The following is a 20,542-nucleotide window of genomic DNA, read 5'->3' as shown; positions in this document are numbered from 1 at the left end:
TTTATCCTCTAGTTCTACGAGTTCTTAATTCCCCGTAGATCCGACTATATTTTCTACTAAAGATTAAAAATATCATTAGTAGCCGGAGACTCGTGGAGCCGTTGTTAAAAACGGGAGTAAAACCCAGATTATATTCTTTTTACAATTCACATTTATTTTAAATTGTAAAAAGGTTCACTCTCTAGTCTGTACGGTGTCAAAGGTGCTTTAATCTCTCTGATTACCTCGGTATTCCCAATCGCAGGGTTCACCGATTTTCTCCGGTGTTTAACGTGAGGCAAAATTACTTACCACACGGATTCAGCCCATAACGAGCCAAACGATGTTCTAGTTCATTAGCATCAAAGTTGGGATAGCGTTCCTGCAACCACTGTTTTGCTTTTCCTTGTTCGTAAGATTGCAAAAATTCTACTTTCAATGCTGGTGTTGACAGCAAATCAATGTTCGCTCTAGCTACAGCTTCACCAGCCCATTGAATTGCTCCCTCACCACTGTAATACTGTTTACGGACAGCATTCAGACATTCTTCTAATGTCGGTTTGCGGTGAAAAACTCTAGTATGATTTGCCATCCTCAGAGCATCACGCTCTGGATCAATTCGCCAGTTGCCATTTTCGTCCTGCTGCCATAAATTATCTTTGGCACTGGCTGCTTGTTGGTCGTCAGCCGTAAATTGACGCATCCCTGCACTTCTTCGGATATTGCCGGCAACAATTGTGACAGCAGCTTGATCGATTAACAAACAGCATTCAACTGAACTTAATTGTCTGCCTACAGCTTTATTGAGAATGGATGCACAACGCTGATAAAGTCCAGGCAATTTAACAGGATTAGCAACTCCTCCAAAGCCGTTAAGAGTTTCTCCTGCTTTACGTACGTCGCTGATATCGACTAATACTTGTACAGACGCAAAATTTTGCGTCTCTACTTTGGTAAATCGTTCATCAGTAGAGAGTTTCAACAGGGTTTGATATGATTCAACCCAACCTTCGCGGCTATCTCCCACGTGAATAGTGACGCTGTTGCCTTCTATATAGGTTTCAGTATATTCACGACGGAGTTGTTTAGGTGTGCTACCAATTTCACCTTGTACAGTGACATTTAAATGATTGCGGATGGGTGGCAACTGATTAATATATTGTGGTTCTAGGACGGCTCCAGTACCACAGCCCATCATTGCTAAATCCATCATTAATCCGAAGGCACTCCAGTCTTCTAGATTAGTGGAGGTGCAATTATAAGCCCCAGAAAAGTTCTTGGGCTTAGTTATCCAGTCTGTACCACCAACCCATAACCAGCGCCCACTGGGCAGAGCTTTCAAGCTTCGTTGCATCAGATCTAGTGTGGCAACTTCTTCTGGGCGTAGTTTCCCCAACTTGATTAAACCTGTTAGGGTGCGATCGCATACCTCATCCCATGTTTCTCTCAACCCTGCCGCTGTACGGCGGCTGTAAGTTCTGAAAAATACAGGATTGGCAGCAGGGGCAGTTTCAGGAAACTTTGCACTCTGGCGTTTTCGTTCAAGCTCTCGAACCATAAATCAAGTCTTGTTGCATGCGGATAGATATAAGACTATACGCCAAGTAGATTTAGGATCAAAGATTGTCAAATTGTCCACTTTGCGCTAGCTCTAAGCGGTACTAATTGCAACAGAAATTTATGATGTATAATGTCGATTCTCCTCCGATATAGCTAAGTACTACGTTGCAATTAGAACATAAGTTTATGCAAACGCGATCGCTGGTGGAGAGACAGGATTAATAAGCGGATCGCAAGTGCGTAACTTTCTCTCACACTCATAACAGTTAATTACGTCTACGATCTGAAATTAAGAGATAATCACTAAAGCCATCATGCTAGAGTACAATCCCTTAGCTTGCTTGCCCTCATCTGAGGAACTGCCAGATTCTGATGACACCCCAGTGGATAACGAATTACAAAATATAATTCCAGGTTTACTCAAAGTTATCTTAGCGATGGTTTGGGCAGAACGTATGGATTGGTTTTTTGGTATAGATATGGGAATTTATCATGACCCAGATTTACCAGCGATAGTCCCAGATGGATTTTTGAGTTTGGGCATAGAGCGATTTTATGATCAAAACCTCCGCCCCAGTTATGTGCTTTGGGAAGAGAAGAGAGTACCTATATTAGTGCTGGAAGTGGTATCTCAAACATATCGCGGTGAGTACTCAACCAAGAAAGCAGAGTATGCAAGATTGGGGATTTTGTATTATGTAGTTTACAATCCATTTCGTCGCCGTAAGCCACGTTTAGAAGTTTACAAATTAGTTAATAATGTTTATGAATTTCAAGATGGTAATCCTGTTTGGCTACCAGAGATTGGTTTAGGAATTGGCATAGAACAAGGAGCTTATCTAGGCATTCCGCGCGAGTGGATGTATTGGTATAATCAGCAAGGGCAAAGGCTTTTAACACCAGAAGAAAAGGAAAAACTTGCTGAACAAAAAGCTCAGCAGGCAGAACAAAAAGCTCAGCAGGCAGAACAAAAAGCTCAGCAGGCAGAACAAAAAGCTCAGCAGGCAGAACAAAAAGCTCAGCAAGCACAGCAAGAAACCCAATTATTACGAGAACGGTTGCGATCGCTCGGCATAGATCCTGATTCTCTCACTTGAATTGCTATCAAGAATCATCGTTTCAGATGTAATCCGCTAATAACTGAGAAACGGTAAATCCATCATGGTAAATTACGATCCATCAGCTCGTTTGCCCTCTTCAAAAGAACTACCTGACTCTGACGATACCCCGGTAGATAATCAATTACAAAAATCAATTCCTGATTTACTCAGAACTATATTGGCAAATGCTTGGGCAGATAGGATGGATTGGTTTTTTGGTATTCGCATGGGTATTTATTACGACCCAAATTTACCAGCGATAGTCCCAGATGCGTTTTTGAGTTTGGGTGTAAAGCGATTTTATGATGAAAACCTACGTCCCAGTTATGTGCTTTGGGAAGAAAAGAAACTACCAATATTAGTACTTGAGGTGGTATCTCAGATAGATCGTGGTGAGTACTCAACCAAGAAAGCAGAGTATGCAAGATTGGGGTTTTTGTATTATGTAGTTTACAACCCATTTCGTTGCGACAAGCCACGTTTAGAAGTTTACAAATTAGTTAATAATGCTTATGAATTACTTAATGGCGATCGCGTTTGGTTACCAGAGGTAGGTTTAGCGATTGGCATAGAACAGGGAACTTATCTTGGCATTCCGCGCGAGTGGTTGTATTGGTATGACGAGCAAGGTGAACGGTTTTTAACACCAGAAGAACAGATCAAACAATTTCAACAACAAATCCAGCAAGCACAGCAAGCACAACAAGAAGCCCAATTGCTAGCAGAGCAGTTACGATCGCTCGGCATAGATCCTGATTCTCTCACCTGAATTGCTGTAAAGACTCATCAACGAAGCTCCGAGGTTCATGAATGAAGCTTTGAGGTTAATTAATGGAGTTCAAAGCTTCATTAACGAAGTTCCGAGGTTCATCAACGAAGCTCTGAGATTCATTAACGAAGCTCTGAGGTTCACGAACGAAGCTCCGAGGTTCATTAACGAAGCTCCGAGGTTCATTAACGAAGCTCCGAGGTTCATTAACGGAGTTCAAAGACTCATTCACGAGTATAAAAGACTCATTCACGAGTATAAAAGACTCGCTCACGAGTATCAAAGGCTCATTACAACAATTTTCATTTATTTATAAAACACTCTCGCGTTCTTCTTTGCGCCTCTGCGCCTCTGCGTGAGATAAAAATCTTTCAGTAATTACGAATTACGAATTATGAATTACGAATTACGAATTACCCATCACTCTATCAAGACTTGCACGCACACCTTCAGCATAAGGTGACTGCAATCGCTGCAAAATCTCTAAAGCTGGTTGCAAATAGGATATCGCTTTAGTGTATTCACCCTGCTGTTCTGCCAAATCTCCTAACTTCCGCAGAGTCATTGCTTGAGTTCGGACAGCACCAATGCGTTGACTTATTTCCAAAGACTGATTGTAGAGTCTGCTCGCTTCATCCACTTCCCCTTTATTGGCGTAGATACCTGCCAGTTGGTGCAACGTCGCCGCTTTGCCTTGGACATCACCAATGCGTTCATATATTTCCAAAGACTGATTGTAGAGTCTGATCGCTTCATCCACTTCCCCTTTGTCGGTGTAGATATATCCCAGTTCGTGGAACGTCGCCGCTTTGCCTTGGACATCTCCAATGCGTTCATATATTTCCAAAGACTGATTGAAGAGTGCGATCGCTTTATCCACTTCCCCTTTGTCGGTGTAGATATATCCTAGATTGTGCAACGTCGCCGCTTTGCCTTGAACATTACCAATGCATTCTTCTATTTCCAAAGACTGATTGTAGAGTGCGATCGCTTCATCCACTTCCCCTTTGTTGGCGTAGATACGTCCCAGTTCGTGCAAAGTTGACGCTTTGGTTTTGACATCACCAATGCGTTTTGTTATTTCCAAAGACTGATTGAAAAGTGCGATTGCTTGATCTACTTCACCTTTGTTAGCGTAGATCATTCCCAGTTGGTGCAACGTCGTCGCTTTGCCTTGGACATTACCAATGCGTTCATTTATTTCCAAAGACTCCTTGTAGAGTGGGATCGCTTGATCTACTTCCCCTTTGTTGGCGTAGATACGTCCCAGTTCGTGCAACGTCGCTGCTTTGGTTTTGACATCATCAATGCGTTCTGTTATTTCCAAAGACTCCTTGTAGAGTGCGATCGCTTGATCTAATTCCCCTTTGTTGGCGTAGATACTTCCCAGTTCGTGCAACGTCGCCGCTTTGCTTTGGACATTACCAATGCGTTCAGTTATTTCCAAAGACTGATTGTAGAGTGCGATCGCTTGATCTACTTCCCCTTTGTTGGCGTGGATTATTCCCAGTTGGTGCAACGTCACCGCTTTGCCTTGGACATTACCAATGCGTTCAGTTATTTCCAAAGACTGATTGTAGAGTGCGATCGCTTGATCTACTTCCCCTTTGTTGGCGTGGATTATTCCCAGTTGGTGCAACGTCACCGCTTTGCCTTGGACATATCCAATGCGTTCAGTTATTTCCAAAGACTGATTGTAGAGTGCGATCGCTTGATCTACTTCCCCTCTGTCGGCTTTAAGCATCCCAAAATGATGATAAATTAATGCTAATTCTTTTTGGTCTTGTGCGGGGCAAAGCTTTAAAGCTTGTTCGTAATAGTTTAATGCTCGATCAACCTCACCCATTTGGTGTTCACAATAAGCAATTTTTCTGATAACCCTATGGTTTTTAGTAATTTCTAAAGTTGATTTGCACAGATGTATTGCTTCCCGAAATCGACTTTGATTCCGCAAGTGTCCCTCTAATGAACTAGCTATTTTCCCCGCAATTTCTTCATCCTTCCCTAACAACCCCAACCGATGAATTTCTAACTTTTGTGCCTCTGTAGAACTTTCCGCCTCTCCCCACCACAGACGATACAAAATTTGTGCAGCTTGTTTATACAACTCTTCACCCTTGGGGTTTTCTGGAAACTCTAGCAACGGTGACAAAATCCGGGGAACACGATACAACCTCTCTTGATTGTTGGTAAGCGTAACTTCCAACAAACCCAAAATTTCAGCGCGTTGAATATGACTTTCCCAACTTGAGATATCCTCACAAATCGGGTCAATAGCAGCTTGAGGAACAGGTAACTCATACACCAACAACTTCCCCAGCATTTGACGCAAAGCTGGAGTTTGCTGCTTCAGCAATACCTGTGCCAAAATATCCTCACGAAATTCCTTTTCCTTATCTGCCATCTTTTGCAGAATCATCTCAACTCCCCTCTCGGCTTCTGGCGACTTCGGGGAATTTTGCAAAATCTTATCTAACCATTCCAACAGCCGAGGATTTCCATCTGCTGCTTGTTTGGCACGTTCGGGCAAATCTGGCTGAAATTGCCAACTGCCATTAAACGAATCCAGACGATTATACTTTTTAATTAAATCTGCCCCACCCAGAGCCCCCAGAGGTTCGCGGTATAGACGATGATTCAGTTCCGACAATGTGAAATTGTAGCGACAGGTAATAATTACCTTGTGGGGAAGTTGGGAATTTTGAATCGCCTTCAGCAACGCCAGCAGTACATCCACAACTTGTGGTTGCAAGACATAAACCCCATTTCGTAAATCCAAATTAGCCTCAAAGTCATCCAGCACAAAGGCAAAGCGCTGTTCTTTGGTATTCAGTCCTTCAGTGAAAAACTTGGTGAGGCGCTGCATCAAGGGTAACTTGCCATTGAGAATTTCATGCCCTCGTTCCGAGGTACATTGTTCAGCAAGGGTTTTGAGCAGTTTGTCCTCATCCAGTTGCCGAAAGTTCACCAGCCTGTGATAGCCAACCATCCTTTCCAGAAGTCGCGCCGTCACAGTACTCTTACCCACACCCCCCAGTCCGTGAATTAGTACCCCTAATGAAGTGCGAATAGCTTTGAGACAACGTTGCAAAGTCCGCCGTCTCCCAACAAACTCGGAGGGTTTCGCCACCCGCACCTGTTGGGTATCGGGATCTAAAAACTGTTGGTATGCAGGTTCCGGCGCAGAGGGTGGCAAATCTCCTAACACTTCCACCAACGCACCGGGACATTCTCCCTGGACATATAACCGCAACAAATGCCAGTCACGCACATTCTGTTTAAACAACTGCTGGTAAGTGCTAGCGAGTGCTTCAGCTAATTGATATCCGGCTGCCAATTTGCCGTAGAGGTGCGCGGCGGCGGCTGTAGCTGTCCGATCTTCCACAGGCCGCCCCCAACTTAAAACCGCCCTAGCACCCTGTGCAATTAGCGCCTCAGCCATTGAAGGGACAGCCCCTTTATCTGGTGCTTGTCCAGTCCGACACCCAGATAAAAACACCAACTTAGGAAAACGAAACCGGAAGACTTCGGCCAGTTCTGCGGCTGTGGTTTCGTGGCGATCGCCAATTTCCGTCTCAGTGATAAAGTAAGGCGTGTAAGGTGCTTCATCTTTAATTGAGGCGTGTCCTGTGAGGTGAAACACATCAAAGTCATTAAAATAGCGACTCCACACCTTACCCAACTCGCTAACGCAACCGCTTTCTTCCACCCGCAAATCAACAGCAAAATCTCGTGTATCAGCCAGAATTCTCGCTTCTTCCTGTTCAAACTCTAACTTTGGTTCCACATCTTCCGGGTCGGTTGCCATAAACAATACTCGCAATTGTCGTGCTTCCACAGCAAACGCTTCGGTTTCTTTCTCAATCCAGCGCAGAGGTAACACTACCGGATTAAACCGCTTAACTAAAAAATCCTCACCATCATGCAGCACTTCCCAAGGTAAATGCGCCAGTTGTTTATCAGTATCAATGGCAATTACCAACCCCTCACCGCGACAGTTAGCAATTCCCCGACTCAACCACCGTCCATCCCCATCCAACCAAAAAAATAACTGCTTCCCGATTCCTGGTAAATTGGGCAGCAGTTTATAGTAATCTCGTTCACCTTGCTTGAGAAAATTAGCGATTTCTGCTAATTTCAGGCGACGTGATTCATAGTGCTTTACTTCAGGTAGCCAATACCTGAGTTCAACTGTTTCCTGCGTACTTTCCCGAAGTTGAATGCGGATAGTTTGCACTTTATTTGCTGAGAGATTGGAGGATTTCCGTGATTTCCTCTATGGTAGCTTCTTCAAGTAAAATCCTGTTTCCAGTATCAGGGTCAAGGATTACCACATCAAATTGCTTCCCTGGATGAGATTTCTGCCATTCTTGATACCATTTGCGGATTTGTTCAGCTAAAGCCACAGCCCCACCCACAATGCCGATAATAGTTGCAACAGCAGCCAAAGTTCCCTCTCTTTGTGTCGGAACTTCGTAGCTTCCAGATATTCCCGGAATTTCTAGCAAAGCCTCGGCTGCTGCTGGTGCACCCTCACCCTCAATACCGATTTGAATTTCTGCCATAAAATCACCAGCGAATTTATACAGTGTTTTTATCTCACGCAAAGGTGCAAAGACGCAAAAAAGAAAGCATTTCTAAATTATTTAGTTTGTGTTGTACCGATTGTCTAAAATAAGACAACAGATTCAAACTTTGAAACCCAGATTTAATCTGACTTTCAAAAATTACGAATTACGAATTAGTATGTCTCTTGCTCCTTGGCGAAGTGCGATCGCCCATGCCCTCCATCGCAACCGCAGCCTTGTTTATGCTCGTTATCTGCAACTGGCAACAGTACGGGCAAACGGTCGTCCTGCTAATCGTACCCTGGTCTTTCGGGGCTTTCTTGAAGATACCAACCAGCTAAAATTTATCACTGATGCCCGAAGCGATAAAGCCGAGCAGATACAGCAGCAACCTTGGGCAGAAGTTTGCTGGTATTTCCCCAATACACGAGAACAATTCCGCATTACTGGATACTTGACCCTAATAGGCGACGATAATTCTCACCCTGCCCACATCACCACTTGGCAGGAACTAAGTGATGCAGCGCGTTTACAGTTTGCTTGGCCTCATCCTGGTCAACCAAGAGAGCAAAAAGCAGCCTTTGAACCACCGCCGCCCGATCCAGCTCAGCCAGTACCTAATTTTTGCCTATTGCTACTCGACCCCGTGCAGGTCGATCACTTAGAATTGCGCGGCGAACCACAAAACAGATGGCTTTATTGCCGCAACGACCAGCAAGAGTGGTCTACACAAGAAGTTAATCCTTGATTTAGTAATCAAAAGTTAAAAAGTCCAGAGTCCAGTATTAATAGTCCAAGAATTTTTGACCCTTGAACGCCAGTCGCCTCAAGTCAAGCCACTGCCTTGCGGGGGTTCCCCCCGTTGTGGCAAGTGGCGCAGGAAACCCTTGACGCTCCTACGTCGCTACCGCTGCGCTAACGGCAGTTCCTCATGAGGAGCCAGTGCGCTGGGCGGCTCTGCTGACTTGTTCGCTCTTAGCGTTCCCGTAGGGTAGCAACTGGCGTGGAAACCCCCATCGCCCTTGGCGTCTCCCCTTGGGAGAAGACCGGACTGCCTCACCACGGCGCTGGCTCCCCTTGACTAAATACCAGCACCATCTAAAAATTGCTGGATCGCTTTATCTCTAAGGTTACACGAGCGAGAGTTTTGTACTGACTCATTTTCTTTAAAAACTAAATTACCCGCTAAAACAGGAGTTTTTTCAGAAGAATTAGTACGCTGGAGATTTTGTATTTGTTCTTCAAGTGACTCAATACGGGTTACTAAAGCACGAATCACTTCAGCTTCCGAATCTGGTAAATTGTTGTGTTCTAAAGGAGCAACCCGCACTCCAGAACGGTAGACAATACGACCGGGTACACCCACCACAGTACAATCAGTAGGCACATCTCTCAAAACGACTGACCCTGCACCGATACGGACATTGTTGCCAATTTGGAGATTGCCCAGTACCTTCGCTCCAGCTCCGACTACAACATTTTCGCCCAAAGTTGGATGGCGCTTGCCGCTTTGTTTGCCAGTCCCTCCCAGGGTGACACCTTGATAAATCAGGGCATAGTCGCCTATGATCGCTGTTTCGCCAATTACCACACCCATTCCGTGGTCAATAAACACGCTCTGTCCAATTACTGCACCTGGGTGGATTTCAATTCCAGTCAAAAAGCGAGCTATGTGAGATATCAGGCGAGGGATAAAGGGAATACCAATATTGTTCAACCAGTGAGCCAGCCGATGGAACAATAGGGCTTGCAAACCGGGGTAACAAAACAAAACTTCCAACCAATTACGAGCAGCTGGGTCACGTTCAAAGATGATGCGAATGTCAGCACGTAGAGTAGATAGCACGAGATAATACCCTCGGAAAGCAAAACGAGCTACTCTCTCATATTATCGTCCCAAGTGTATTGTATCTCTCATATCTCTCAAAGGAGGATTGGGGATTGGGCATGAGGTATTGGAGAAAGGGAAAGGGGGAAAGGGGGAAACTTAAATCTTGCAACTGCCCCATCTCTAGCTAAGAAATAAATTTCTTAGCTAATAGCTAAAGTCCATTTAAGTGGACTAAAACCTTTACTCAGTCTTCTTTAGAAGACTTTAGCTATTAGCCTCAGAATGAACTCTGAGGCGGTTGTGGGAAGAAGTGCAAGATCTGAGGAAAGGAGTAAAGGTAAATATTATTCCTTTACCCTTTAACCTTTTCCCTCCTTCCCCACCCAATCCCCACTTTATAGCTGCTGTACCGTCACAGTATAGTTACGCTTCATTCCAGGATTAAATGTACCCACCCAAATTCGATAAGTGCCACTTTTCCATTTGCTGTCGTCAACGCTAGCATCTTTACTTTTACCAGTGTCATCGCCACAACGAATTGTAGTTTTATCTGGGCCTTGGATAAGTAAAGTTGTATCGTATCCATTGCTATTAACTTGTATTTTCAGACGGGAAAAGTCTTCTTCCAAAATCATGATGTGATCTGGGGTGGGGTCAGCAAAGCCGATACAGGCGTTCCTATGCCGATCGCGGTTACTAATGGCGGATAAGGAATAGGAACCACTTGTATACCCTTCCACTATTCCTTTAGCTGCTTCAAAGCCTTGTGACAGACTGAATGTACCAAAATTTGCTGTCTCTGCTATCACAGGGGTAGCTGTTATGGCGGTGAATATAGCCAGTAACAAGCCGGCACGAAACTGAAGTCGGGGGCGACGATATTTCATGGTAGCCCTCCAACAGGCTATCAATGTTATTATATATACATATTTTATCTCTTTAAGCACGTATAATCACAGTAGGTGTGCCACATTAAAATGTGCCACATTTAGAGTTTTTGCAGTTAACAGAAGTTGAAGAGTGGGAGCAGGGGGGAATTTGCAGTACTTCTTTCCCCTCTGCTCCTCTGTCTCCTTCCTTGTCCCCATCTCCATTAAGAGTGATCAAGTTGGAAAAAGACACCGCCTTTGAGCGAATCCGTGTTAGTACCGTAACTACTGACCGTGAGCGATCGCAAATTATCGAAAAATGGTTTGCCTAATACCTCAGCTAGCTTCAGAATTGGTAGCTGACGCTCTAATAGATTCTGGCTCTTTGACCAGTCAAGATAAATATAGCCTTGGTTTTGTTGAGGAATGGCAGCGATACTATCTTGGAAATTGGGATTGTCAATTAAGGAATTGTCCTTAGCTGTGAGGACTTCATCCATTGTCTCTAGGTCAGAAGTGAAAATTTCGTAATTTCCGAGAGTTGTATGTACTCCTCGCACTTTTGCTTCTATGCTGAGCGATGGTCGCTCTTTGGCATTGGGTTGTTTAGAAGCAGTGACTAACTCTGTCCAAGCAGAGATTTTTTGTTTGCCTAGAGTGAGGGGACTAATGCTGAGTCCGTTTGATGAGGCGATCGCATCCAAATGAGCAACGCCTTGTTGTACATCTTCAGTGTTTTCCACTACAAAAATCCACTGGGAAGTTGTTTGTTGCGGTAACAATGCTATGGCGTATTCTCCTTGTACCCAGCTGAAAATATCTTCTGCCAAGTTTACACCCCAGCGTTTTTGAACATTCGCTAATGGTTCTAGCAATGGAAAGGTCACATCTTCCTCCGAACCATATATAGTCGCTGTCGCTTGTTTCCAGAGTTTAGCTAGATCGCTATTGCCCAAATTACTCAAATTCGAGCCGGAGATTGCCAAACCTGCTAATCCTGGAATATAGTGCAAAGCTTCTACAGGTTTAGAAAGTGGTGGAGATGGGGGAAGAATTTCTGATGAAGCCAGAAAGGTAGTTTCTGCTAGTAATCCTTTGGGGTTCAAAGCTAGAGAAATAATTTCGCTATCATAGGTTTTTTCTGATAGTTCTAAGCCTTGCCATTTTGCCACCATAGGAAGATTCAGAAAAGCTACGGCTAAACTACCTTTGGGTATTTGTTTAGTGGCTTTTTGGTATTCGGGGAATTTAGCTAAATTCAGATCGGGAGCTTGGACGTTATTGATGGCTTCTCGCAGCACTTTTGGATTGTTGGCAAATAATACAAAGTCTTCGCCGACAACTGCACCTGTAAGCAAGTCCTGCTCTGGCTGAGAATTGTCATAAATCAGTTTGATGCCTTTGTACTGCTCAACGGCTAAGTTTGCCCCAGCTAAAGCCCGTTTGGAAAAAAACAACTCAACAAATTCGTGGCTTTTCTCTGGTTGCTTGGTTGCGAGTGCCATCAGATACCCTGGCTGCTGTCCATTTTCTGGATCGCGATCAATGTCTAGGGTGGTAATAGCCAGTGTAACTTCGTCTCCTAGCCAGGGCTGAATATCTTGTTTGTAATCTATGCGACTTTTAGCCAATAAACTAGTTTTGAGTTTAGACAGTTCATCTTCATGCTCCAACGCTTGTAAACGGTCTGGATTAACCAGTAATGACGCCGTAACAGGAGCAAGTTTCGACACAAATATGGCAGCATTTGGTTGGGAGGTAGAGGCGATGAGGTTAACCGGACTTTTAACAAACCAGTAAAAGCCAGCGACCACAATCACTAGCAGCGCGATCGCACCAGCTACTAGGAAACCAAAGAATGAGCTTTGCCTGTTCACATTAGACCTATAAAACGCGAAGGTTTACAGCAATTTAACTAAAACGCCCAGAATCTCACCATTTCGATTTGACGGCGAGATGAACGACAGCTTAAGTAGATTACGACTTGGATGGAAAGCGTGCTCGTAACAGTTCACTTAATATTGTGAGGCAAGCAGACACACCCTCTTTAAAATGAATGCTCATGCTAGATTAAAGGTTTTCTGTCACCATAAATAATATAGGATTGTTTACAAAAACCTCATGACAGGGAAAACTTTTGGTCAAATCAGTGTAGAGGAACTAGCACAACGTCTATCTGCCGATGAGCCAGGTATTCAGCTAGTGGATGTACGTGAACCGCAAGAATTGGCGATCGCTAATATTGAGGGCTTTGTCAACCTACCCTTGAGTGAATTTGTCGAATGGGGCGATCAAGTACCCACCCTCTTCAATCCCCAAGCTGAAACTCTTGTGCTATGTCATCATGGCATCCGCTCTGCCCAAATGTGCCAGTGGTTAATTGCTCAAGGATTTACAAATGTTAAAAATATTGCAGGCGGTATTGACGCCTACTCTATATTGGTTGACTCTTCAGTTCCCCAGTATTAGGTTCTAATCTCCTAAACCATGCATCACTCAGTTAAGAGCTAGATCTTAACTATTATGAACACAGCAGTGTATAAATTTAGGAGCTTGTGCTGAAAGCTTGACACTTTTGGCACTAAGTACATATCCACGAAACCTTTTGACCCAAATACATTATCAATTGGCAGATAAATACGTATCTAATACTACTTTTGTTAGTGTGGACTTATGCAAAAATACGGTTAGAATACATATAATAACCAGCAGCTTTGACAGCAAAACTTAGGCTTTATTTAAAGAGCAATCTCAAAAACTGCTGGACGTAAACTTTAAAGTTATTTGTCACAATATAATTAAGTAATTTGTTATCTTAATTAATTATTAATAATTTTTTTGTAGTCAAATTTTCTACAAATTTTTCCAAAGTTTGATTAAAGTTTGCTTTCAGCAGTTTGATTAAGGTTTGCTTTCAGCAAAACATATTCTATGGAAGTCCAGTTGACAAATCGACAACAGCATATACTTTGGGCAACGGTACGTCACTATATCGCTACAGCAGAGCCGGTTGGTTCAAAAGCTTTGGTCGAGGAGTACGACCTGGGTGTTAGCTCAGCCACAATTCGTAATGTAATGGGCGTTTTAGAAAAGTCTGGGTTACTTTACCAACCACACACCTCGGCGGGGCGAGTACCTTCGGACTCTGGCTATCGCATTTATGTTGATCAGTTAATCACACCTTCTCTGCGTTCGCGCAGCGTGTCGCAGACAGACGCTACGCGAACAGAAGCTTTAGGGCGAGAGGTGGAGGTGGCATTGCAAAAGCGCCTCCAGTGGGAAGATTGGAGTTTAGAAACTCTACTGCAAGGAGCCGCACAAATTTTAGCAACCTTGAGTGGTTGTATTAGCTTGATTACCATGCCGCAAACCACTACAGCGCTGTTGCGACATCTGCAATTAGTGCAAATTGAAGCGGGACGAATCATGCTAATTGTGGTGACAGACAGTTATGAAACGCATTCTAGGTTGATGGATTTGCCATCAGTACCAGAAGAAATACAACGTGATTCAGAGGTAATTGATCGCGAGTTACAGATTGTTTCTAACTTTTTGAATAGCCACTTGCGAGGGCGAAGCCTGTTGGAATTAGCTCATCTTGACTGGAGTCAATTAGATCGGGAGTTCCAACGCTATGGTGAATTCTTGAAAAATTCAGTTGCAGAATTGACTAGGCGCACTGTTGCACCTGCTACTACACAAATTATGGTTCGGGGTGTGGCAGAAGTTTTGCGACAGCCGGAATTTTCTCAATTACAGCAAGTGCAAACGATTATCCACCTGCTGGAAGAAGAACAAGACCAACTGTGGCGATTAATCTTTGAGGAGCCAGATATAGAGGATGTGGGCAAACCACGGGTAACGGTTCGCATTGGCGCAGAAAACCCACTAGAACCGATACGCACCTGCACCTTGATTTCTTCCACATATCGCCGAGGTTCAATACCAGTAGGAAGTGTGGGAGTTTTGGGGCCAACGCGCCTAGATTATGAAAGTGCGATCGCCGTTGTGGCTGCTGCTGCGGATTACCTGTCAGAGGCTTTCGGTTATTTCAATCCTTAGAGATTAATCGTATTAAGCAGATAGCGCGATTCCTAACGGCAAAATCAATCATTAATTAACTGTAATCATGGTGAGAAAAATTACCTTTGGGGCATTATGGCTAGGATTTGTTACCTATGCTTTTCTTCTGGCTCCTCCCACTCAACCAGTCACATTTGAGTTAATTAAAAACCTTTGTATTGGTCAATGGCAAGATATTAATCCCCTAGTCATAGCACTATTTTACCTCATGGGTATTTGGCCCATAATCTACAGCGCACTAGTGTTTATTAATGGCAGAGAACAAAAAATACCTGCTTGGCCATTTGCGATCGCCTCTTTTGCAGTTGGGATATTTGCGTTATTACCCTACCTAGCTATGAGGGAACCAAATAAACAATTTGTCGGTAAAAAGAATGCCTTTATCAAAGTACTAGATTCCCACTTACTCGGTATTATCTTAACAGTAGCTACGGTTATTCTCGTTACCTTTGGTTTGCGAGGAGGAGATTGGGGTAATTTTGTGCAACAGTGGCAAACTAGCCGCTTCATCCATGTGATGAGCATAGATTTCTGCCTACTTTGCCTATTATTTCCGACATTATTAAGAGATGATATGGCGTGCCGCGGTTGGCAAAATCCGCAGTTTTTCTGGTTAATAGCTTTGCTCCCGCTATTTGGGCCATTGATTTATTTGTGTGTGCGTCCACCTTTACCAGAAGTGGGTACAGAGACGATACTCTACTAGCAGCAAACTCAAAAATTCAAAATTAAAACCGATTGAACAAAATGGCTTTTATCCCCCACAATTCTTAATGATGATATGGGCCGTCACCACTGGAAGAATCCCCAATTGTTTTGGGTAGTGGCATTTGTACCATTACTCGGCCCACTTGCTTATCTTTGTTTACGTCCGCCGCTACCGTTAAACAGCAGTGAAGAATTGCTAATAGGTAGTAGGTAATAACAAGCGATCGCTAATCACCGATTACAATTTAGAGCAATAAAAATTATTTAGACATTTTGTAAATATCTGGTAGCTGCCACCAAGCAATGTGGGGATATTCATGATGTTCTTCATGATAGCCAAAATGATAGCACGTGATAAATGACCACCAAATTGGACGGTTAATAGTTTGGGCTTTATGAGGCTGAATATAACCACCTACTGGTTCACTATGAGGTAGGAAAGTACCAAAGTAAAATAATTGCAATGAACTTAAAAGTGAAGGGATTACCCAAAAGTAAGTTAGATTATCGCTGGGTATATGTAACACATACTTAAAAAAGTTATAAATAATAGTCAGAGCTATAATTTGTCCCCAACTCCAGTAACTCTTCATAAAATGAAGATACCAGGAAAAGAAATTTTTGTGTTTACCATTATGAAAATCCGGGTCTATTTGACTAGCTGGATTATGATGATGTAACCAATGTTTTTTCAATAACTGTTTATATGGTAAAAGACCATATAAAGATAAAGTCAATGAACCAATAAGATGGTTAATTTTGGGGTTGTGAGGAAAAACTACCCCATGCATGGCATCATGTGATGTAATAAATAATCCCGTATACAAAAATGTTTGCCAAAAAATGGTTGGCAGTAATATCAAAAAATTTAACTTGGAGATATCAAGGGAAAGTAATAAAACTAGGCTAAAGACCCATACGCTAATAATAATGATAGCTATGAAAAGTCCCTTAAATAAGGATTTATTTTTCAATACTGAGGTTAGCTTTATTTGATGATTTGGTTGTTCTAATTGGATCACGCTTTTACTCCGCCTAGCATTCAGGTAAAAATTCCCAAAATAAATATAGTCACGATAAAAAATACTAAACACTAGCAAGAAAGTCTATTAGTGCTCAGTATTTTGCACTCGACAGTGCTAACAATTTGAAAATGTGTATAAATATTAAGATACTTTAAATATTATTACACATATAACCGCTAAACCAAAAATTGTTTTCGGTTAAGAGGTTAGTGATACAAGTAAGGACACTGCTAAGCTTGGCATCTAAAGCCACCAGTGTCCTCTTGATACTTTGTAAATAGGCCAACTATTAATAGGGAGTATAAGAAATGAGATGGAGTACATCTCGTAATACGCTGTAGCCGTTGAGATCCCAAAGTAGGTAAGCAAGAAAACCGATCATAGCCAAGCGACCGTTCCAAAGTTCGGCCTGAGGGGTAATACCAATGTCACCGGCATTACGATCCTTGCCATTGTATGCAGTTTCAGTTTTATCGCTAGGATAACGTTCCATTGTTAAGTTTCCTTAAGAATATAATTACACTCTTCATAGTACCTGTCTAGCCATTTAGCGCTATCTGTCTGGAGTTTCAAAGTACAAACAACTCTAAAGAATGAGATTTTAAGGAAGTTTAGAAAATAGTTATACAACAAAAGTTTGATAAGTATTGTTATTAGCCTATTGAGTAGAGCTTTTTTAACACCTAAATTGTAATCTTGGGTGCATTGGCTTTTGCCAGCAATATATTTCCCTAGTTGCAATTAAAAATCTAACGCAAGTCAGAAGGTTTATTGAATTTTTTTGCTCAGACTTACTTATAGATAGGAAATAACATTTTTCAAACTTAAAGTATGGCTCCTACGGTTTTGATTACAGGTGCTTCGCAAGGTATTGGTAAAGCAACAGCTCTTTTGTTTGCTCGAAAAGGATATGACCTCGTACTTGCAGCTCGTCAGGCTGACCGCTTGGATGCCGTAGCCCAGGAGGTGCAAGGTTTTGGTCGTGCAGCCCCACTGACTATTACTTGTGATGTCACAGATTCATCTCAGGTACATACATTAGTACAAAAAGCGTTGGAGCATTATGGCTATATCGACGTGCTAGTGAATAATGCAGGTATCTTTGCATCGGGGCTGGTAGAAGAATTTTCTCTTAGCGATTGGCATCAGGTTATAGACACTAATTTATGGGGATATATCCACACAATTAATGCTCTTTTAGCTCATTTTCTTGAGCGGGGAAGTGGAACTATCGTTAATTTAAATTCCATCGGGGGCAAAGTGCCTACTCCATATTTAGTTGCCTACTGTACCAGTAAATTTGGCGTCACAGGTTTAACGGAGGCGTTGCAAGTGGAATTACAGCCAAAAGGTATTCATGTTTGTGGGATTTATCCAAATTTGATCAAGAGTAGTTTAATGGAACGGGCAATTTTTCGGGGCAAGGATGAGCAAGATGCCCAAACCCGACGCGAACAGCTTAACAGCGTGGTAAAAACTCCCGTTGTAGAGAAGCCTGAAGATGTGGCAAATGCTATTTGGGATGCAGTCAAGAATAATAAGTCGGAGGTGATGGTTGGTTCGGCGAATGTGTCGCAAGGTTTATATCGCTTGTTTCCTAGCTTGATTAAATGGGTTTCGCGGCAAGGCTTAAAGAATGAGGATAAGTAAAACTTTTTCTCCCCTTCTGCCTCCTGCCTTGCCCAAAAGGCGGGTAAATAATTTTATTGTTCAGCGCATTTTGCTATCATGACTCGCATTCGCGTTTCGTTACATAGTGGCGGTAGCGAAACATAGCTTCTAATTGCGCTTGGACTAACCAACCGCTGATAAATTCAACTGTTCCTCCACCAGGCATAGAGAAAGAAATAGCATCAGTCAGCTTGGTTCGACCATTTTCTGGTTCAAATTCATGTCGATGTACCCAAGACTCAAAAGGGCCAGATATCTGTTCATCAGTAAACAGGCGATATTTTTCGTGTTCAGTGTGACGTGCTAACCAAGTTAAAGGTAATGGCCCCAGAAAAAGGCGAAATTCTGTAATGGCACCGACATCAAGTCCTCCTTCACGGCGAACCACTTGAACTGGTTGCCAAGGTGGAGTTAGCAGTTGCAAAATATCTGATCTTTCGTGAAATTTCCAAACTACTTCTGTTGGCGCATTAATCACTGAAGAATGTTTAAAATGCAGCATGGAAAGAAAAACCTAAAATTTAGCCTTCGTATTCGGTATCAATCTCGATGTCCAAGGTGTCTTCATCAACCCGCACATACAAAATATTGGGGTGACAACAAACTTGGCAATCTTCTACATAAGATTGTTGTCCCCCAGCACTCAAATCAATAAAGGTTAAGTTCGGTTCGCCGCAATAAGCGCAGTAATACTCAGCTGTGTTTTGCATCAAGTTTTCAGCTAGGAATTCAATGGCTGTAGTTCTTTTTGGGATGGGTTGAAATGACTCATAGCATCAGCCAAATGCTTTAGTAGTGTAGACTGTGGCAGAGGCCCTTGCAAGTGACTCCAGGGTAATACTTGCTCTGTTGACCAATCAGCGTGGACGTAAAAATCTAAGTCAGGGATTTGTCCTTTGAGTTGTTTGAAAGCACGTTTGTAACTACCCAAGGAGTCGCCAAAGTCACGTGTAAGTTCGAGAAGCTGGGAAAGTCGGCGGTCGCCTCTCGATAACAAAGCTTGTATAATCGACCAATTATAGCTTTCTGGACGGAATTCTATGCCTTGCGGTTTTAGCTGCTTTTGTAACATCTGCAACCGTTTTTCCGCTTGGCGATTCACTCCAAACCATTGAAACGGTGTATGTGCTTTGGGGACAAAGGTGCTGCATCCAAAGGTTAAGCGCAATCCAGGCGCAGCTTTTTTGATACTACGCATCATTGCCACTGTTTGCTCTAAATCTTCTGGTTCTTCACCGGGGATTCCCGCCATTCCGTAGAGTTTCAAGCTTGTTAATCCACCAGCTTTAGCATTTATCGCCGCTTGGATGATTTCATCATTATTTAGCTTTTTGTTGATGATTTGCCGGACTTTTTCTGAGCCACTTTCTACAGCAATAGTAAGCGATCGCGTGTCTCGTTTCGCTAAAGTTTTCGCCAAATTTACTGTCACCGTATTGGTTCGCACTGAGGCAATACTCAGACGCACATCATCATACTTTGGCTGACTAATATAGTCTAGCAACGCCTCAAAATCTGGATGCTGAGTAACAGAAGCCCCCAATAATCCAAGGCGATTTGTAACTTGTAAACCTCTTTCAATTGCCGGAATTAATGAACCTTCAAGACTCGCAGTTCTAAAAGGTAATGTGAGATAACTCGCCATACAGAAACGGCACATTTCTGGACAGCTTCTTACCACTTCTACCATGTAAATATTTTCCCATGCAGCCTTTTCCGTCACCACAGTTGATGCCGATAAGGTATTACCTCGGTAAGTCTGCTTTTGGACTATTGCGGGAATCTCTGGAGAAATTGGTTTAATAGACTTAACCGCACCATCTATACCTTGATATTCCACCTCATACAAACTAGGAACATAAATTCCTGGTATTTGTGCAAGTGTTTTGAGTTGAGTTTGTCGCTCAGCGTTTCTAACTTCTTTGTACGCCTCAATGAAATCTCCCAGCAGGTTTTCACCATCCCCCAGCAAAATTACATCAAAAAAGTCTGCAAAAGGTTCAGGGTTAGCAGTCAGAACGGGGCCACCACCAAAAATTATCGGATGATTATCACCACGAGAAGTTGCTCGAATGGGAATTTGCAAAGATTCCAGCAAATTTAAAATATTTACATAATCCAGTTCCCAGGAAATAGAAAATCCAACTATTTCCGGTTTTCTAGGTAGTTGTTCATGAGTATCTGTGAACAAGCGGCTCACCTGTACATCATCACGCATTGCCAAAGTTGCCCAAACAACCTGATAGCCAAGGCTAGTTATACCCACGCTGTACTCATTAGGAAAGGCAAAAATGACTGGTATGGCATCAGTGTCGGGTGTGGTTGGGGTGAATAAGAGGCGTTCAGAGTCAAATACAGATGATGTCACAGGTGTTTATT

19 protein-coding genes and 1 pseudogene are annotated in these 20,542 nt (G+C 42.9%); 8 read left to right on the top strand and 12 right to left on the bottom strand.

Annotation, left to right across the window (positions count from 1 at the left end):
* Window positions 1-286 precede the first annotated feature (286 nt).
* A pseudogene (gene nrdJ / locus HCR01_RS04400) lies at window positions 287-1,537 on the bottom strand (ribonucleoside-triphosphate reductase, adenosylcobalamin-dependent); the annotation flags it as partial.
* A 316-nt stretch (window positions 1,538-1,853) separates the two neighbouring features.
* On the opposite strand from nrdJ, the gene HCR01_RS04395 reads away from it, so the two are divergent.
* On the top strand, window positions 1,854-2,636 hold the full coding sequence (locus HCR01_RS04395; RefSeq protein ID WP_193194863.1) for a Uma2 family endonuclease: 783 nt from the start codon (window positions 1,854-1,856) through the stop codon (window positions 2,634-2,636).
* A 64-nt stretch (window positions 2,637-2,700) separates the two neighbouring features.
* Window positions 2,701-3,408 (top strand): Uma2 family endonuclease, encoded by a 708-nt coding sequence (locus HCR01_RS04390; RefSeq protein WP_193194861.1) that lies wholly within the window; start codon window positions 2,701-2,703, stop codon window positions 3,406-3,408.
* Window positions 3,409-3,814: 406 nt separating this feature from the next.
* On the opposite strand, the gene HCR01_RS04385 is transcribed toward HCR01_RS04390, so the two are convergent.
* Both HCR01_RS04385 and HCR01_RS04380 read right to left on the bottom strand, forming a co-directional pair.
* Window positions 3,815-7,645: a tetratricopeptide repeat protein gene (locus tag HCR01_RS04385; protein ID WP_193194859.1), complete on the bottom strand. Its 3,831-nt coding sequence runs from the start codon at window positions 7,643-7,645 to the stop codon at window positions 3,815-3,817.
* A gap of 1 nt (window position 7,646) precedes the next feature.
* Window positions 7,647-7,973: a hypothetical protein gene (locus tag HCR01_RS04380; protein WP_193194857.1), complete on the bottom strand. Its 327-nt coding sequence runs from the start codon at window positions 7,971-7,973 to the stop codon at window positions 7,647-7,649.
* Between the two features lie 181 nt (window positions 7,974-8,154).
* On the opposite strand from HCR01_RS04380, the gene HCR01_RS04375 reads away from it, so the two are divergent.
* Window positions 8,155-8,724 carry an Npun_F5749 family FMN-dependent PPOX-type flavoprotein gene (locus HCR01_RS04375; protein WP_193194855.1) on the top strand — a complete coding sequence of 190 codons (570 nt, stop codon included), beginning with the start codon at window positions 8,155-8,157 and terminating at the stop codon, window positions 8,722-8,724.
* Window positions 8,725-8,880: 156 nt separating this feature from the next.
* Here the strand turns inward: HCR01_RS04375 and HCR01_RS04370 are convergent, their stop codons facing one another.
* The 4 genes from HCR01_RS04370 to HCR01_RS04355 form a co-directional block, all read right to left on the bottom strand.
* Window positions 8,881-9,039: a hypothetical protein gene (locus HCR01_RS04370; RefSeq protein WP_193194853.1), complete on the bottom strand. Its 159-nt coding sequence runs from the start codon at window positions 9,037-9,039 to the stop codon at window positions 8,881-8,883.
* Between the two features lie 18 nt (window positions 9,040-9,057).
* Window positions 9,058-9,822 carry a serine O-acetyltransferase gene (gene cysE / locus HCR01_RS04365; RefSeq protein ID WP_193194851.1) on the bottom strand — a complete coding sequence of 255 codons (765 nt, stop codon included), beginning with the start codon at window positions 9,820-9,822 and terminating at the stop codon, window positions 9,058-9,060.
* A gap of 380 nt (window positions 9,823-10,202) precedes the next feature.
* On the bottom strand, window positions 10,203-10,694 hold the full coding sequence (locus HCR01_RS04360; RefSeq protein WP_193194849.1) for a hypothetical protein: 492 nt from the start codon (window positions 10,692-10,694) through the stop codon (window positions 10,203-10,205).
* Window positions 10,695-10,900: 206 nt separating this feature from the next.
* Entirely contained in the window at window positions 10,901-12,553 is a 1,653-nt protein-coding gene (locus HCR01_RS04355; protein ID WP_193194847.1) for a DUF3352 domain-containing protein, read from the bottom strand.
* A gap of 244 nt (window positions 12,554-12,797) precedes the next feature.
* On the opposite strand from HCR01_RS04355, the gene HCR01_RS04350 reads away from it, so the two are divergent.
* The 4 genes from HCR01_RS04350 to HCR01_RS04335 all read left to right on the top strand — a co-directional run bounded on the left by HCR01_RS04350 (window position 12,798) and on the right by HCR01_RS04335 (window position 15,681).
* Window positions 12,798-13,145: a rhodanese-like domain-containing protein gene (locus HCR01_RS04350; protein ID WP_193194845.1), complete on the top strand. Its 348-nt coding sequence runs from the start codon at window positions 12,798-12,800 to the stop codon at window positions 13,143-13,145.
* 462 nt (window positions 13,146-13,607) lie between these two features.
* Window positions 13,608-14,738 carry a heat-inducible transcriptional repressor HrcA gene (gene hrcA, locus HCR01_RS04345; RefSeq protein ID WP_193194843.1) on the top strand — a complete coding sequence of 377 codons (1,131 nt, stop codon included), beginning with the start codon at window positions 13,608-13,610 and terminating at the stop codon, window positions 14,736-14,738.
* Window positions 14,739-14,805: 67 nt separating this feature from the next.
* The gene (locus HCR01_RS04340; protein ID WP_193194841.1) at window positions 14,806-15,465 is read left to right on the top strand and encodes a DUF2834 domain-containing protein; all 660 of its coding nucleotides are present in this window, start codon (window positions 14,806-14,808) and stop codon (window positions 15,463-15,465) included.
* 75 nt (window positions 15,466-15,540) lie between these two features.
* Window positions 15,541-15,681: a hypothetical protein gene (locus HCR01_RS04335; RefSeq protein ID WP_193194838.1), complete on the top strand. Its 141-nt coding sequence runs from the start codon at window positions 15,541-15,543 to the stop codon at window positions 15,679-15,681.
* 46 nt (window positions 15,682-15,727) lie between these two features.
* Here HCR01_RS04335 and crtW read toward each other — a convergent pair whose 3' ends face one another.
* Entirely contained in the window at window positions 15,728-16,489 is a 762-nt protein-coding gene (gene crtW, locus HCR01_RS04330) for a beta-carotene ketolase CrtW (protein ID WP_193194836.1), read from the bottom strand.
* Between the two features lie 292 nt (window positions 16,490-16,781).
* Window positions 16,782-16,985 carry a chlorophyll a/b-binding protein gene (locus HCR01_RS04325; RefSeq protein WP_193194834.1) on the bottom strand — a complete coding sequence of 68 codons (204 nt, stop codon included), beginning with the start codon at window positions 16,983-16,985 and terminating at the stop codon, window positions 16,782-16,784.
* Window positions 16,986-17,323: 338 nt separating this feature from the next.
* Between HCR01_RS04325 and HCR01_RS04320 the strand changes: the two genes are divergently transcribed.
* Window positions 17,324-18,142, top strand: coding sequence for an SDR family NAD(P)-dependent oxidoreductase (locus tag HCR01_RS04320; protein WP_193194832.1), 819 nt, complete (start codon window positions 17,324-17,326; stop codon window positions 18,140-18,142).
* 76 nt (window positions 18,143-18,218) lie between these two features.
* Here the strand turns inward: HCR01_RS04320 and HCR01_RS04315 are convergent, their stop codons facing one another.
* Genes HCR01_RS04315 through HCR01_RS04305 form a run of 3 tightly spaced genes read right to left on the bottom strand, consistent with a single transcriptional unit; the run spans window position 18,219 to window position 20,531 of the window.
* Window positions 18,219-18,665 (bottom strand): SRPBCC family protein, encoded by a 447-nt coding sequence (locus HCR01_RS04315; RefSeq protein ID WP_193194830.1) that lies wholly within the window; start codon window positions 18,663-18,665, stop codon window positions 18,219-18,221.
* 19 nt (window positions 18,666-18,684) lie between these two features.
* Window positions 18,685-18,873, bottom strand: coding sequence for a CPXCG motif-containing cysteine-rich protein (locus HCR01_RS04310; protein ID WP_191757164.1), 189 nt, complete (start codon window positions 18,871-18,873; stop codon window positions 18,685-18,687).
* Between the two features lie 11 nt (window positions 18,874-18,884).
* Entirely contained in the window at window positions 18,885-20,531 is a 1,647-nt protein-coding gene (locus HCR01_RS04305; RefSeq protein WP_193194828.1) for a B12-binding domain-containing radical SAM protein, read from the bottom strand.
* Window positions 20,532-20,542: the final 11 nt, after the last annotated feature.

Origin of the sequence: Nostoc sp. MG11, assembly GCF_014904695.1 — a bacterium.
GTDB lineage: Bacteria > Cyanobacteriota > Cyanobacteriia > Cyanobacteriales > Nostocaceae > Komarekiella.
This window is presented reverse-complemented; position numbering and strand designations above follow the sequence as displayed.

Coding starts and splice junctions, on each gene's coding strand:
- HCR01_RS04375 (WP_193194855.1), top strand. CDS start 8,155: ATGTCTCTTGCTCCTTGGCGAAGTGCGATCGCCCATGCCCTCCATCGC.
- HCR01_RS04335 (WP_193194838.1), top strand. CDS start 15,541: ATGGGCCGTCACCACTGGAAGAATCCCCAATTGTTTTGGGTAGTGGCA.
- HCR01_RS04360 (WP_193194849.1), bottom strand. CDS start 10,694: ATGAAATATCGTCGCCCCCGACTTCAGTTTCGTGCCGGCTTGTTACTG.
- HCR01_RS04320 (WP_193194832.1), top strand. CDS start 17,324: ATGGCTCCTACGGTTTTGATTACAGGTGCTTCGCAAGGTATTGGTAAA.
- hrcA (WP_193194843.1), top strand. CDS start 13,608: ATGGAAGTCCAGTTGACAAATCGACAACAGCATATACTTTGGGCAACG.
- HCR01_RS04390 (WP_193194861.1), top strand. CDS start 2,701: ATGGTAAATTACGATCCATCAGCTCGTTTGCCCTCTTCAAAAGAACTA.
- HCR01_RS04395 (WP_193194863.1), top strand. CDS start 1,854: ATGCTAGAGTACAATCCCTTAGCTTGCTTGCCCTCATCTGAGGAACTG.
- HCR01_RS04310 (WP_191757164.1), bottom strand. CDS start 18,873: ATGCAAAACACAGCTGAGTATTACTGCGCTTATTGCGGCGAACCGAAC.
- HCR01_RS04350 (WP_193194845.1), top strand. CDS start 12,798: ATGACAGGGAAAACTTTTGGTCAAATCAGTGTAGAGGAACTAGCACAA.
- HCR01_RS04380 (WP_193194857.1), bottom strand. CDS start 7,973: ATGGCAGAAATTCAAATCGGTATTGAGGGTGAGGGTGCACCAGCAGCA.
- HCR01_RS04325 (WP_193194834.1), bottom strand. CDS start 16,985: ATGGAACGTTATCCTAGCGATAAAACTGAAACTGCATACAATGGCAAG.
- HCR01_RS04315 (WP_193194830.1), bottom strand. CDS start 18,665: ATGCTGCATTTTAAACATTCTTCAGTGATTAATGCGCCAACAGAAGTA.
- HCR01_RS04340 (WP_193194841.1), top strand. CDS start 14,806: ATGGTGAGAAAAATTACCTTTGGGGCATTATGGCTAGGATTTGTTACC.